Raw genomic sequence first — 13,025 nt, 5'->3', positions numbered from 1 at the left:
CCGCGCGGGCCTTGACACCAGATGGGCTACCACGTCCGGCGGTCGTCGAAACGTCGAATCGCCCCGCTCGTCAGACGAGTGCCGCGATCAGGCCGATCACCAGCGCCGTCCGCTCCGGGATGTGCTTCACGAGGATGTGCTCGTCGCGTGCGTGGGCACCGCCGCCGACGGCGCCGAGACCGTCGAGCACCGGGCGGCCCAGCGCCGACACGAAGTTGCCGTCGCTCGCCCCTCCCACCGCGGTCTCCTCCAGCTCCCAGCCTTCGTCGGCGGCCACCTTCCGCGCGGTCGCGAACAGCGCCCGCGACGGGTCGTTCGGGGTCATCGGCGGCCGGTTCCACTCCCCTTCGACCGAGATGCCCACGCGGGGATCGGCGGCTTCCAGGCCGGCGAACACCTTGTCGATCCGGTCCATTTCGGACGGTTCGGCGACACGGACGTCGACGCCGCAGCCGGCGCCGCCCGCGGTGACGTTCCGACCGGTACCACCGGAAATGGTGCCGACGTTGACGGTGGTCCCGAGTTCGCGCGAGCCCGCGGACGCCAGCTGTCCGACGATCCCGGCGAGGGCGTGGATCGCGCTCGCTCCCGCGTACGGGTCCAGGCCCGCGTGCGCTTCGACGCCGGTGGCGGTCACGTCGAACAGGCCGACCCCCTTGCGCGCGGTCTTCAGCTTGCCGTCCAGCGACGCCTCGAAGACGAGGGTGGCCAGCGCGCCTTCACTGGCCGCTTCGATGTACGGCCGCGAGTGGGGGCTGCCGATCTCCTCGTCGCCGTTGAAGAGGAACTTGACCGACGGATGCGGAAGGCCGAGTTCACGGAGCCCTCGCAGGGCCCAGACCGATTGCACCAGGCCGAGTTTCATGTCGAACGCGCCCGGCCCGGTGACGCGGCCGTCCTCGTCGGTGTACGGCCATCCGGCGAGCGTGCCCGTCGGCCAGACGGTGTCGTAATGACTCAGCAGCAGTACCGTTCCCGGCGCCGTCCCCGCATAGCCCAGTTCGAGCACGTCGCCCCGGACCGTGTCGGTGTGGCGGGCCTCGGTGCCGGGTGCGCCGAGACGGTCGAAGACCCACGCCCGGATGGTGTCGAGGCCTTCGTCCAGCATCGGTTTGTCGTAGCTGTGCGTCTCCAGTTCGACGATGCTCCGGAGATCGTCGAGCATGGCGGGCAGTGCCTGCCGGGACCAATCCTTATATGACAAGAGAATCCCTTCCTAGCGAACGGGGGCGCCGGGGCCGAGCGGGATGCCGAACACCCAGAACACGAAGAACAGCAACGTCCACACCACCAGCAGGGCGAACGAGAGCGGGACCGTCATCGAGAACAGCGTGCCGATCCCCGCCGAACGCCGGTAACGCTGCAGGAAACCCAGTGCCATCACGAAGTACGGGCTCATCGGGGTGATCGCGTTCGTGCACGAATCCGCGATGCGGTACAGCGCCTGCGTGGTCTCCGGCGGGATGTCCAGCAGCATCAGCATCGGCACGAACACCGGGCCGATCAGCGCCCACTGGGCGGAGCCGCTGGTGACGATCAGGTTCACCAGGGTCACCACGACGAGGATGCCCAGCATGACGACCGGTCCGGAGACCCCGGCGGTTTTGAGCAGGCCGGCGCCGTTGATCGCGGTGATCTCGCCGATGCCGGTCCATTTGAAGTAGGCCAGGAACTGGGAGATGGCGAAGAACAGCACCAGGATCGGTGCCATCTCACGGAAGCCGTGGGCCATGAACCCGGGGATGTCGCGGCTGCTGGTCACGGTCCCGGCGACCTTGCCGTAGGCCCAGCCCGCGGCCAGGAAGCCGAGCGCGAGGAAGATCGAGATGGACGTCAGCAACGGTGACTCGATGATGCTTCCGCCCTTGCCGCGCAAGGGCGACGACGCGGGCAGCACCGCCAGCACCAGTGCGACCACGAAGACGCCCAGCGCGATGAGCGCGGCGAGCAGGCCCCGTCGTTCCTGGCGGCTGAGCCGGAGCGAGCCGAGATCGTCCTCTTCCGCGTCGTCGTCGACGGGCATCGCTTCGGCGCGCCGCGCGAGGACCTTCTCCGTCACGAGCGTGATCACGGCGGCCAGCACGACCGACGAGGCGAGCGAGAAGAAGTAGTTGGCCAGCGGAGTGACCGAGTAGGCCGGATCGATCGTCTGCGCCGCCGCCGTGGTCAGCCCGGACAGGATGGCGTCGGTCGGCGTGATCAGCGGGCTCGCGTCGTACCCGGCGGAGATGGACACGAACGCGACCACGATACCCAGGATCGGGCTCCGCCCCACCGCACGGAAAGCCAAGGCCCCCAACGGGATCAGCACCACGTAGGCGGCGTCGGACGCGACGTGGGACACCATTCCGGTGAACGCCAGCGCGAAGGTCACCCACCGCGGTGAGACCTTCGAAACGCCGGACCGGAGCACGGCCGCGAGCAGACCGGACCGCTCGGCGACCGCCACGCCGAGCATCACCACGAGGATCGTGCCCAGCGGCGGGAACGACGTGTAGCTCTTGACCGCGTCGGTCACCATCATCCGCACACCGTCGGCGGACAACAGGTTCTTCGCCTCGACCGTCTTGCCCGTCGCCGGGTTCACCGCCGACACGCCGGCCGCGCTGAGCGCCCAGCTGGCCAGTGCCAGCACCGCGCTCAAGATGACGAAGAGCCAGAACGGATGCGGCAGCTTGTTGCCGAGCCGCTCGACGCCGTCGAGCGCGCGCAACAGGAGATTCATCGGACGTGAGGTCGTTCTGGCCTGGCTGGAACTCACCGGCGCGGCTCCTTCCTGATCGGAGGCCCATTACAAACTCAAGCGAACGAATAGTGCAACCTCGAATCGAATTATGCACGGATCAGTCACGCATGATGCTTGAGTGACTGATACATTCACTACGTGCTGACCGAACCCGACCTCGACCTGATCGCGGCGCTGCAGATCGCCCCGCGCGCCTCGGTCGCCACGCTCGCCGAGGCGCTCGACGTCTCCGCCAGCACGGTGGGACGGCGGCTGGTCCGCCTCGAGGAACAGCGGATCCTCCGGGTGATCGGCCAGGTCGAGTGGACGGCGAGGGCTCGCGGGAACCCGCGCCACGTCTGGGTCACGACCGAACCGGGAGCGTCCGGTTCGGCGGCGAAGGCGCTCGCCCGGTTTCCCGAGGTCCAGCTGGCGGCGGAGACGGCGGGCCGGTCGGACGTCTACCTGGCCGTGCACGTTCCGGACCGGGCCGAGGCGCGCGAACTGCTCGCCGAGCGCATCCCCGGTGTGCCGGGCGTGGCGGGAACCCATTCGGAGCTGGTGCTGCGGGCACTGACGAGGGCCGACTCCTGGCGTCTGCACCGGCTGAGCGAAGACCAGCAGAAGATCTTGTCCCGCGAACAGGTCGTCCCGGACGGCTTCGACGCCGGCGACGTGGGCCCGGACGAGCGACGGCTCATCGGGCTGCTGGCCGGGAACGGGCGGATCACCGCGGCCGAAGCGGGCCGGAGCCTCGGCCTCAGCCAGTCCACCGCCTACCGGCTGATCCAATCGACGTTGCGGCGCGGCGTCGTCCGGCCCCGCGTCGAGGTGGAACCCGCGCAGCTCGGCTACGAACTGGAGGCGGTCATCGCGCTGACCATCACGCCGGGCGCCATCCAGGCCGTGGCCGGGGAACTGGCGCGGCATCCGTCGGCGCGGTACGTGTCGATCGTCGCCGGCACCGCTTCGGTCATCCACCAGGGCGTGTTCCGCAACGAGGACGAGATGGCCGACTTCCTCACCAGGGATCTCGCGCCCTTGCCCGGGATCACCGCGCTGCAGGTCTCCGTGGTGTTGCGCATGCTGCGCCGGTACTGGCTTTACCGGGAGGACGGCAGATTCGCCCCGGACCGCACCTGAAACTCCCCGGCGCTACGGACCGTACGCGCGCACGAAGGTATCGACGGCCGACTCCGCTATACCTTCGAGTTCAGCCGCCGGGAGAGCGCGAGCGCCCAGCCGCGAACGGGACTCCAGCGGCCCGATCAGCAGAGCGAGGAACTGCTCGGCGGCCCTGGCCGGGTCGCAGGAGCGAAGAGCGCCGGAAAGGGCGAGGCGGGCGAACCGGTCGGCCAAGGCCTCCGTCAGGTGCACCGACGTGCGCTCCTGCATGGTGACCGCCAGCTCGGGAAACGCGGCGAGCTCGGCGTACGCCAGCGACCGGAGCGCGTGCGAACGCTCGCCGGAGCAGATCCGCAGCAGCCGGGAAGCCGCGGTCCGCAGTGTCGCGCGAACATCGGCCCCCGCGTCGCGGAGCGGCTCGATGGCGTCGAGCGTGTCGGCGGCGACGCTGTCGGCCGTCGCCGCCATGGCACCGCGGAACAACGCTTCCTTGTCGCCGAAATGGTTGTAGACAGTGGGTTTCGCGGCCTTCGCCTCGTCCGCGATCTCCTGGACGGATGCCCGGGCGTACCCGTGGCGCGCGAAGACCGTGAAGGCCGCGTCCAAGATCGCTTGGCGTTTGCCGACCGTCGCCTTCGTCACGACACGATCCTATCCACCGGGCCTTCGGCATCCTGCGTTGCGCATGAACCTGTCAGTTCACTACGTTGAACTCATTGGTTCAATCTACGGGAGGCAGTCTTGATCGTCCAGTTCATGCGCTTCGCGTTCCGCGAAGACAGCACAGAGGAACAGAAGACCCGCGCCTTGGCGTTGATCCGCCGGACCGCGGCGGTGGAGTCGGTGGCGTTCTCCACGGTCGGCAGGCTTCTCGGCGATCCGGCCGAGGGCTACACCCACGGCTATTCCTTCGGCCTGGCCGACCTCGGCGCGTTCGAGCGCTACATGTACGACCCCGTCCATCTGGCCGGAGACCCGGAGATCCTCCCGCACTACGCCAAACTGCACGTCGGGCTCGCCGTTTCCGACGACCCCGATCCGGAGCTGGCCGCGAAGATCACCGCCGTCTATCAAGGCAAACTCGCCGAATATCCCGAGTGGGAACGGCTGATGACGGCGATCCCCGAAGTCCGCTTCGGCTGACCGAGGAGAACCGGCCGTCGGGCTACTCGAGCAAGTGCTTCGCGAAATGCGCCAATGCCCGGGAAGGCTCTCCGGAGAATCCGGAGCCCGCTCGATGAAGGACCAGCGCGCGCTCGACGATGGTGTCGACGTCGGCGCGGAGCAGGAACGGGTCGGGCCGTCGATCACGGTAGGTCCGCTGAGCGCATTGCCTGGTGCACGCGAGCGCCTCTCCGATCTGCTCCCAGGTGCAGCCTCGGACCCGGGCTTCGGAGACCAGGATCGTCTTCTCCTCCGACAGGATCTGCCTGGCTCCGGGAATGCACAACGAACCGCACGTGGAGATCAGCTGTTCGCGCAAGGGCCCGGAGAGCACCGACGCCGCGTCCGGCCGAAGGCGCCGCGGACTGTGGTGGAAGAACTGGTGGGTGGCCTGACGGGAGAGCCGGGGCCAGAGGTCGCTGGAGTTGAGCCGGTTCAGGCTCTCGGTGATCTCTCCCCAGCTGCGTCCCAGCGAACGCTCTTCGGCGACCTGTTCACACCGGTGCAGGTGGAACGCGTCGCTCAGGACATCGAGGTGGAACAACGTCTCGAGTACCCGCGCGCCGGCGGGCTCGGCCGACGACGCCCACATCCACGTCACGGTCGCCCTCAGCTTCGGCCAGCTGCCGCCGACCTCCCACATCGGCAGGGCCGGTGACGGCCACGGCCACGTCGGCGCCGGGTTCATCGTGTCAATAAACCATGACGCTTTTCCGGCGGTCAGTCCTCTCTTCGGGTGAGCGGAGCCGACTCGGGCTCCGCAGTGCTTGGGAGGAACTGCCGATGGCGGACAGCGTGTTCGCGCGGATCTTCGGCGCCGACGCCAGTACCGACGACGGCGTGGCCCGGCTCATCCGCCTTATCCGGTGCTTGGCGCTCATCGGCCTGTGCCTCGTCGCCGTGCTGACCGCGGCCTGCGTCGTGCTGTTCGGCCAGGTGCCGAAGTCGGCTTCGCCGCTGCGGATCGCCGCGGGCATCGCACCCTGGATCGGGATGGCATTGGTGGGCGTCCGGGCGGTGCGCCGCCGTCGTGCCGCATCCGATCGGGGAAGTCTCGACCGGAGTCCGTCATGACCGGCCCGCACGGACGTCGGCATCGCATGTCGACGGAGGACGCCGTGCGCAGCGACACCGAACTCATCAAAGCGGTCCGCGCCGGGCGAATCGAAGACTACGGGCAACTGTACGAGCGGCATTCCGGCGCGGCGAGCAACCTCGCCCGCCAGCTCGCGCGGTCCGATTCCGAGGCCGAAGACCTCGTCTCCGACGCCTTCGCGAAGGTGCTGGACACCCTCCGGCAGGGCAAGGGCCCGGATGCCGCCTTCCGGGCCTATCTGCTGACTGCTCTGCGTCACACCGCCTACGACCACACACGCCGGAATCGGCGGGTCACGCCTACCGAAGACATGGAATCCGTCGCCGTCGACACGCTCGCGGTCCCCCTCGCCGACGCCGCCGTCGCCGGACTCGAACGCACACTCGCCGCCCGGGCGTTCGCCCGCCTGCCGGAGCGATGGCAGGACGTGCTGTGGCACATCGAGATCGAGGGACAGACTCCCGCCGAGGTCGCCCCCCTGCTGGGACTCACCCCGAACGGCGTCTCGGCGATGGCCTACCGGGCGCGCGAAGGGCTGCGCCAGGCTTTTCTCGAGGTCCATTTGCAGGAGAACCTGGCCCCCGCATGCCAGACCACGGCCGGTTTGCTCGGTGCCTGGGCCCGTGACGGGCTGGCCAAGAAAGCCCGCGTTCAGGTCGAACATCATCTCGACGAATGCGAAGCGTGCCGCACTCTCGCGGCCGAACTCAGCGACGTCAACACGGGGCTGCGCGGGATCATCGCACCGATCGTCCTGGGCGGCGCGGCACTCGGATACCTCGCGACGGCGAGCGCCAAGGCGGCTACGGCCGCCACCGCCGCCGGCGCCACAGCGGCGGCCGGCACCGCCGGTTCGGCCGCGAGCATGGCGGACCCGGCCGGGATTTCCCGCCAGTTCCGAACCGCCGCCGGATCCGCCACGGTGGTGGGGATCGCCGTCGTCGTGGCACTCAGCGCGGCCGGCCAACCGGCCGAACCGCCCCTGCCGGTACTCACCCCGACCACTGTCTCCGCTCCCGCCCTGCCGGCTCCCGCATCACCCGCCCCGGCTCCTGTGCCCCTGCCCACCGTCGCCTCCGTCCCGTCCACCACACCGCCTCCGAAACGCGCCCCCGTTCCACCGCTGGGACCGTCCCCGACCCCGCCGCCGCCCCGATGATCGACTCCCGCTCTGCCACCCGGAGTGGTTCGTTCACATGAAGACGGGCGCCGAACTCTGCGACGTTGTACGCGGACCGATGGCCTTCACCGGTACCGGATAGAGGCCTTTTCGGAAGCGGCCGTGTTCGAACAAGACCACCATGGCGGTGTCTTCGCCGCCGACCCACGCCTCGACGTTGCGGCGGCCCGCCTGATACGCGGCGCCGTAGGTCGACATGATGGTACGGAGGCGGATCGTGCTGCCGTCTTCGAAGCCGATCGAGATCACCGGCAGTGGCGCCGCACGTCCTTCGAAGACTTCGATGTCGACGACTTTCGCTTTGTGCCAGCCGGTTTTCCGCACCGATCTGGCTCGTCTGTTCCAGCCGACCAAGGCGGTCGAACCGCCCACGCTCCCGAAGGCGAGCGGGATGCCGAGGATGATCGCTGGTGCCGGTGAACGGGTCGCCATCGAAAGCCAAACCACGAGACCGAACGTCACGACACAGAAGCCGGACAGCGGGATGGCGAGGAGGCTCATGGTGCGAAAGCGCTGCGGCTGCACCTCGAGCCCGGGCTCCTGTGCAACGCCCGTTTCCGTGGGAAGCCAGGTTTCGACCGGGAACCTGCGGACTTTGCTGCCGTACCGGAGAGCGATGACGAACGCGATCCCGGCCGCGAGGAGCGCGACCGCCATGACCACGACGTGAAGCATGACGCCGGCGGCAAAGGAAAGCACGGCCCCACTCATGGTCGCCAGGTAGGACATCCGTCGCCGGTCCAGGAGCATCGGCAGTGAAGGTTGAGCGGCCATGGGAACTTCCTTGCGGTCGACGAAAAATGTGCCGACCAGTCTTCCCGGCTCTCCTACCCCGGAGAATAGCCGATCCGCCTCGCGAGCGGAACGCACCGCAGCGGAGGATTCCCTCGGCTCACGGGAAAATCCGTCGCTGCGGCAGGTGGCTCCGGCCTACCATCACGATGAGCCTGCCCAAGGCGCATCTACCCGGTAAGGGTGCGTCCTGCCCGTCGCATGGTGGGGGTGGCAGCCCGTTCGAGCCGGGCCAGGTCCGGGGAACTCACGCCTCGACGGGAGGTGTCGGGGTTCCCACCCCGTCCGCGGTGCTGTTCGGTCCGCACTCGCATGTCAACGGTGCCACCATCGAGGACGAGGTGTTCGTGGCGACAGGCGCGTCGCTGTTCTCGCCGGACCGGCACGACGAACTCTGGGAACGACAACGCACCTTGGAATTCCCGGAGGTCGTCTACGGCGTCCCGAGGGAGACCACGATGCGCGAGGTCATGGCGCGTCAGACCCGGTTCCACGGCGCGCACCAGGACGATCGGATTCTCGAAGACCGGCCGGACGACGACGCGTAGCCCGGCCGAACATGCGCGATACTCCCTGGGTGATCACCATGCAGCCCGTTCTGGAGGTCCGCGCGACCAACGGCTTCGCCCTTTGGCCTGTCGCCGAGACCGAATCGTTCGGGTATATGCCGCTCAACGGCGAACTCACGCCTCTTGAAGTTGGTACAGCGGTGATGAACATCGTCGCCTGCAACGACCTCGACCCAGCGGACGGCGTCCGCCCCGCCGACCCGCTGGGGTCGTTCCTGCACGGCCTACTCATGCTTGACACCCTTTTCGCGGCCGGCGGGTTTCGCGTGACAGACAGCTCCACCGGCGTGGTGTTCATGCCGGGTTGTTGCAACGGTCTGGAGGACTGGCGCGAGTGGCACCAGGTCATCGAGGGCGATGGCCAGGTCGGCTTCGGACACGATCCCGATCCCCTCGCCGAACGTCACGGTGATGTCGTACGGCTGACCGTCGACGCCGAACAAAGCGCCTGCCCGGTGATCGAGTTGCCTGCCGCCGATCTCCGGCAGCTCCTTGCGGGAGCCGAGCACGACCTCGCCGGCTTCCTCGCGCTGGCGGCCGCTTGGGCCGAGAAGAACCTGCACCGGCATGCCGTCGCGACTGTCGCGGCCCTGGCCCGCGCACTGGACCTCCCGACGCCGCCCTGAGTCGAAGCGGGAGTGGCCCTTTTCGCGGGTTCGTCAGCCGATGCTCTCGACGACGGCCTCGGCGACCGCCTTCATCGTGGTCCGGCGGTCCATCGCGGTGCGCTGTATCCACCGGAACGCGTCCGGCTCGGTAAGCCCCTGACGGCTCATCAACAGACCCTTCGCGCGGTCGATGACCTTGCGCGTCTCGAGCCGGTCCGTGAGGCCCGCGACCTCGGATTCGAGCGCCTGCAGCTCGGCGAACCGGCTCACGGCCAGCTCGATGGCGGGCACCAGGTCGCGCTTGGCGAACGGCTTGACCAGATACGCCATCGTGCCCGCGTCCCTGGCCCGCTCGACGAGGTCGCGCTGGCTGAATGCGGTCAGGATGACGACCGGCGCGATCCGGTCGCCGGTGATCTTGGAAGCGGCCTCGATACCGTCGAGCTTCGGCATCTTGACGTCGAGGATCACCAGATCGGGCTTCAATTCGGTGGCCAGGTTGATGGCCTGCTCGCCATCCCCGGCCTCACCGACCACCTCGTAGCCCTCTTCGCGGAGCATCTCGACGAGGTCCAGACGGATGAGGGCCTCGTCTTCGGCCACGAGCACCCGCCGCTGGGGTGCGGCGACGGCACCATTGGCCTCGGCAGCCTGCTCGGTCACCGGGGTCCTCCTGAAGGTCGTCGGGCATTCGGCTCGCGGTCTGTCCGCGAACCTGAAGCCTACCGGGAACGATCCAGACGGCTAGATGGCGTTCACCACGTCAGACGGTCGTCACACTCCCGGGCCCGGCGGAAAGCGCGCACCCGTGATCCCGTAAAGTTCACCGGGCACGGCCCCCGTAGCCCAACTGGCAGAGGCAACGGATTCAAAACCCGTCCAGTGTGAGTTCGAATCTCACCGGGGGCACGCAGAGCGACCAGCGGAAACCGGCCCCTCACCAGGCAAAATCAGGTGAGGGGCCGGTGTCGTGTTGTCCGGCTGCGGCCGGTTGAAACCGGTGTCCTACGGGTGGCCACCCCCATTACGCCCCCAAATTTCGCGGTACGCGGCATCAGGCGGCGTCACTGGTCCTCGTCCATGCCCTCCGTCCAGCCCAGGGCTTGCTCGATCCGCTGGTGGGCGGCGGATTCCAGCCCGGCGATCACCGCGGCGTAGATCTGGTGCAGCACCGCGACCGAGTGCCCGGCCCATTCGGCGCACTGGGTGGATGGGACGCCGCCCGCCAGCCACGTGGAGACGCAGGCGTGCCGGAGGTCGTATGGCCGCCTGCCCAGCGGCGAGGCGTATTCGGCCTTGGTGAGCACCGCGCGGCGGGCGTTGTCCCAGACCCTCGCGATCGTCGACTCAGCGAGCTCGCCGCCGACGAGGTTCCGGAACAGCCGTCCGTCGGCCGCGACTCCGTGCTCCGTCAGGTGCGCGTGGAGGATCGCGGTGAGCGGCGGAGGTGACGGCACGGTGCGAACCTCGCCTCGCGCACGTTGCTTGAGCTGCCGACGGTCACGCCGGCCACCGGAGTCGGTCCACGCGGCACCGGCGATCGGCGCCGTCTCGGACAGGAGGAGTTCGCCCCATCCGCGCTCTGGAAGCTGGAGATCCTGTTTGGACAGCATGGCGGCCTCTTCCGGCCGGAGCGCCGCGTAGTACATGACCGCGAAGAACGCCTTGAGCATCGGGCCGGACGAGCGCCGCGGTGCTGTGTCGACCTTCTGTGCCGCGACCGCCGCCAGCAGCTTCCGCGCCTGGCCGGGATTGATGACCACGCGCTTGTCGATCGCCCGCACGGTCTTCGGGGCTTTCCATTTGACCTCGGACAGACGGTTCGCCGTCACCAGTTTCAACTCGTCCGCGTACTCCAGCATGTTGTGAATGACCGCGCGTTTCCGGCCCACAGTCTTGGCCGCGGCCTGCTTCCCGTCGAGCTTCAACGAAATTTGGTCCAGGACTTCGCGCAGCTTCGCCAGATCACTCAGCCGTGACGTCGGCAGCGTGTTCACGGCCACCCACTTGAGCGCGTCCTCAATCTCCGGTGGCTTGACGTCATCACGCCTTTTCACGTTGAACGCCCATCCGGTGAGCGCGCGGCGGAGCACCTTGTCATCGGGCTTCCCCCGTGTGGTCCGGAGCATGGCGGGTAATGCCGACGCCAGCGCATCGGCATTACCCGCACGTGACTTCGCCGCCGCGCGCGGCCACTTCATGTCGATGTACTTGCACGCGAACGCGAAGAACGGCATGTCCGCCTCATTGCGCAGCATCGACACGGGCAGACCTCGTGTGCAATGGAACGCTTCACCGCGTCGAGCGGCGGCCACGAGATCCGAGCGGACGCTTTCGGCGTGTGCGTAGGTGTCCAGCTTCTCGTCGAAGCGTTGCCCGGCGACGAACCACACCACGCGATAGGAGGTCTTCGTCTTCCCACGCCGCGTCTCGATATTCCAGATCTTGACGTCGTAACTGGTTTCGCTCATGCGGCCTCCTCGATGCGGCTCTCAATCCAGCTCTCAAAATCGGAACGCCGAATGCGAATCTGGTTGTTGGGAAGCCTGATGCACTTAGGCGCTACCTTCTTTGCGCGCCAGTCGTTGAACGTGGAGCGGGCCAGATTGCCGCCTAGCTCGTCGAGCACTTCGGCGATGGTGAGCCACTCAGCGCGTTTCGAATCGCGTGTCCGAGACATCGAAATGGCCTTTCGTTCAGGCACGCCGAACCGGCCCGCCAGCGGTAGTCCGGCGGCCGGTACGGCGTGACTTTGTGTGTTCGATGGCGGGAGTTACTGGGCGGGGGTGCGCACAGAACCCACAAAACCCTCAGAACCTCCGGGGGTGGCGGGTCTACGCAGGTCATCGGGTGTTTCTGGTGTGAGTTGGGCGCGTACACAAAACCGTGCACAGAACTTGTGTGTGCGCACAGAACCCCCGAGACCGCGTCGTCGGACTCAGCCCGGGGACGGTCTGGTGACTGTCGGTGACGCCTGGTCGAGTTCGGCCGTGAGGCGGCGACCGAGGTTTTGTGTGCGCACAGAAGTTCTGTGCGAGGTTTTGTGCACTCCCGTGACACCTCCCGGGCAGGCCGTTTACCTGCGGAAACGGCCCGGCCGGGAGGTTCGGTTTCCCGGGTTTCCTAGGGGTCTCGTCGTCAGCACGTGCTGGCGCTTCGTTTCAGCATGCGCGTTGGTGACGCTCAGTACGACCCCCCTTCCTGTCAGCGTTTGCAGGGGTGTCGTCCCCGGGTAGACCAGCCTGGAGTTCGCCGCCGGGGCGCGGGATGCATAATCGAACACATGTCCGACTCGGCAAGGTCTGGTGACGACGGCGCACCGTACGTGCGCGCGGTGGAGCCACCCAAGCTCGTGTGGGTCGACCTTCGTCGCGTCTTCCCGGTCGATGCCCCGCGCGGATCGCTCCCTGACGGGCTCGATCTGACCGGGACCGTGCCTGGGGCGCTGAGCACGTGGGCGGTCACGGTCACCGGGCATTGGGTCGGATGCGTCACCTTCCCCCTCGGTACGCCCGGCGAGGGCGCCTCCTGGCACCGTCAATGGGTCCTGGCGGACGCGCTGAAGCCGCGTTCCAGCTAACCGCTAGGGTGCCGCGCGTCCCTAATGCGTCCCCAAATCCCCGTTGACGGGCGTTCCGCGTTCGGCGTATGCGCAGGTTAGGGCGTACGTGCAGTTGGCACGCGGTTTTGCTCTCCGGAGGCAGGTGGCGCCAGTATGAGCGTCTTACGCCGACAAACATGCAGGTCCACGCTTTGCGGTTGCTTC

The 13,025-nt window shown here is 67.9% G+C and carries 15 protein-coding genes and 1 tRNA gene; 8 read left to right on the top strand and 8 right to left on the bottom strand.

What is annotated here, in order from left to right:
* Positions 1 to 70: 70 nt before the first annotated feature.
* Both AMK34_RS38265 and AMK34_RS38260 read right to left on the bottom strand, forming a co-directional pair.
* Positions 71 to 1,165 carry a M20 family metallopeptidase gene (locus tag AMK34_RS38265; protein WP_073848632.1) on the bottom strand — a complete coding sequence of 365 codons (1,095 nt, stop codon included), beginning with the start codon at positions 1,163 to 1,165 and terminating at the stop codon, positions 71 to 73.
* 51 nt (positions 1,166 to 1,216) lie between these two features.
* A complete protein-coding gene (locus AMK34_RS38260; protein ID WP_143202762.1) occupies positions 1,217 to 2,725 on the bottom strand; it encodes an AbgT family transporter in 1,509 nt (502 codons plus the stop codon).
* A gap of 159 nt (positions 2,726 to 2,884) precedes the next feature.
* On the opposite strand from AMK34_RS38260, the gene AMK34_RS38255 reads away from it, so the two are divergent.
* Positions 2,885 to 3,868 (top strand): Lrp/AsnC family transcriptional regulator, encoded by a 984-nt coding sequence (locus tag AMK34_RS38255; protein ID WP_073848630.1) that lies wholly within the window; start codon positions 2,885 to 2,887, stop codon positions 3,866 to 3,868.
* 12 nt (positions 3,869 to 3,880) lie between these two features.
* On the opposite strand, the gene AMK34_RS38250 is transcribed toward AMK34_RS38255, so the two are convergent.
* Complete coding sequence (locus AMK34_RS38250) at positions 3,881 to 4,492, bottom strand: TetR/AcrR family transcriptional regulator (RefSeq protein ID WP_073848627.1); 612 nt, start codon at positions 4,490 to 4,492, stop codon at positions 3,881 to 3,883.
* A 114-nt stretch (positions 4,493 to 4,606) separates the two neighbouring features.
* Here AMK34_RS38250 and AMK34_RS38245 point away from each other — a divergent pair, with 114 nt between their 5' ends.
* Positions 4,607 to 4,993, top strand: a complete 387-nt coding sequence (locus AMK34_RS38245; RefSeq protein ID WP_198941830.1) for a Dabb family protein — start codon at positions 4,607 to 4,609, stop codon at positions 4,991 to 4,993.
* A gap of 22 nt (positions 4,994 to 5,015) precedes the next feature.
* Here the strand turns inward: AMK34_RS38245 and AMK34_RS38240 are convergent, their stop codons facing one another.
* Complete coding sequence (locus AMK34_RS38240) at positions 5,016 to 5,702, bottom strand: hypothetical protein (protein WP_073848623.1); 687 nt, start codon at positions 5,700 to 5,702, stop codon at positions 5,016 to 5,018.
* A gap of 95 nt (positions 5,703 to 5,797) precedes the next feature.
* Between AMK34_RS38240 and AMK34_RS38235 the strand changes: the two genes are divergently transcribed.
* A complete protein-coding gene (locus AMK34_RS38235) occupies positions 5,798 to 6,088 on the top strand; it encodes a hypothetical protein (RefSeq protein ID WP_073848621.1) in 291 nt (96 codons plus the stop codon).
* The gene (locus tag AMK34_RS38230; RefSeq protein ID WP_338020572.1) at positions 6,085 to 7,269 is read left to right on the top strand and encodes a sigma-70 family RNA polymerase sigma factor; all 1,185 of its coding nucleotides are present in this window, start codon (positions 6,085 to 6,087) and stop codon (positions 7,267 to 7,269) included. The genes AMK34_RS38235 and AMK34_RS38230 overlap by 4 nt, the downstream gene beginning before the upstream one ends.
* A 33-nt stretch (positions 7,270 to 7,302) precedes the next feature.
* Here AMK34_RS38230 and AMK34_RS38225 read toward each other — a convergent pair whose 3' ends face one another.
* The gene (locus tag AMK34_RS38225; protein WP_143202747.1) at positions 7,303 to 8,160 is read right to left on the bottom strand and encodes a hypothetical protein; all 858 of its coding nucleotides are present in this window, start codon (positions 8,158 to 8,160) and stop codon (positions 7,303 to 7,305) included.
* 71 nt (positions 8,161 to 8,231) lie between these two features.
* Between AMK34_RS38225 and AMK34_RS38220 the strand changes: the two genes are divergently transcribed.
* Both AMK34_RS38220 and AMK34_RS38215 read left to right on the top strand, forming a co-directional pair.
* Complete coding sequence (locus AMK34_RS38220; protein WP_241832954.1) at positions 8,232 to 8,630, top strand: hypothetical protein; 399 nt, start codon at positions 8,232 to 8,234, stop codon at positions 8,628 to 8,630.
* A gap of 38 nt (positions 8,631 to 8,668) precedes the next feature.
* A complete protein-coding gene (locus AMK34_RS38215) occupies positions 8,669 to 9,277 on the top strand; it encodes a hypothetical protein (protein ID WP_228695002.1) in 609 nt (202 codons plus the stop codon).
* A 33-nt stretch (positions 9,278 to 9,310) separates the two neighbouring features.
* Here the strand turns inward: AMK34_RS38215 and AMK34_RS38210 are convergent, their stop codons facing one another.
* On the bottom strand, positions 9,311 to 9,922 hold the full coding sequence (locus AMK34_RS38210) for an ANTAR domain-containing response regulator (protein ID WP_005157321.1): 612 nt from the start codon (positions 9,920 to 9,922) through the stop codon (positions 9,311 to 9,313).
* Between the two features lie 172 nt (positions 9,923 to 10,094).
* On the opposite strand from AMK34_RS38210, the gene AMK34_RS38205 reads away from it, so the two are divergent.
* Positions 10,095 to 10,168, top strand: a tRNA-Leu gene (locus tag AMK34_RS38205).
* A gap of 155 nt (positions 10,169 to 10,323) precedes the next feature.
* Here the strand turns inward: AMK34_RS38205 and AMK34_RS38200 are convergent.
* Together AMK34_RS38200 and AMK34_RS38195 are read right to left on the bottom strand one after the other, a co-directional pair.
* Entirely contained in the window at positions 10,324 to 11,730 is a 1,407-nt protein-coding gene (locus AMK34_RS38200) for a tyrosine-type recombinase/integrase (RefSeq protein WP_073848615.1), read from the bottom strand.
* Positions 11,727 to 11,939, bottom strand: a complete 213-nt coding sequence (locus AMK34_RS38195; protein WP_073848613.1) for a helix-turn-helix transcriptional regulator — start codon at positions 11,937 to 11,939, stop codon at positions 11,727 to 11,729. The genes AMK34_RS38200 and AMK34_RS38195 overlap by 4 nt, the downstream gene beginning before the upstream one ends.
* 603 nt (positions 11,940 to 12,542) lie before the next feature.
* On the opposite strand from AMK34_RS38195, the gene AMK34_RS38190 reads away from it, so the two are divergent.
* Positions 12,543 to 12,839, top strand: a complete 297-nt coding sequence (locus AMK34_RS38190; RefSeq protein WP_073848611.1) for a hypothetical protein — start codon at positions 12,543 to 12,545, stop codon at positions 12,837 to 12,839.
* Positions 12,840 to 13,025 lie beyond the last annotated feature (186 nt).

The sequence above is a fragment of the Amycolatopsis sp. CB00013 genome, assembly GCF_001905755.1.
GTDB classification, from domain to species: Bacteria; Actinomycetota; Actinomycetes; order Mycobacteriales; family Pseudonocardiaceae; genus Amycolatopsis; species Amycolatopsis japonica.
Note: the sequence above shows the minus strand (reverse complement) of the source record. Positions and strands in the feature narration are given on the sequence as shown.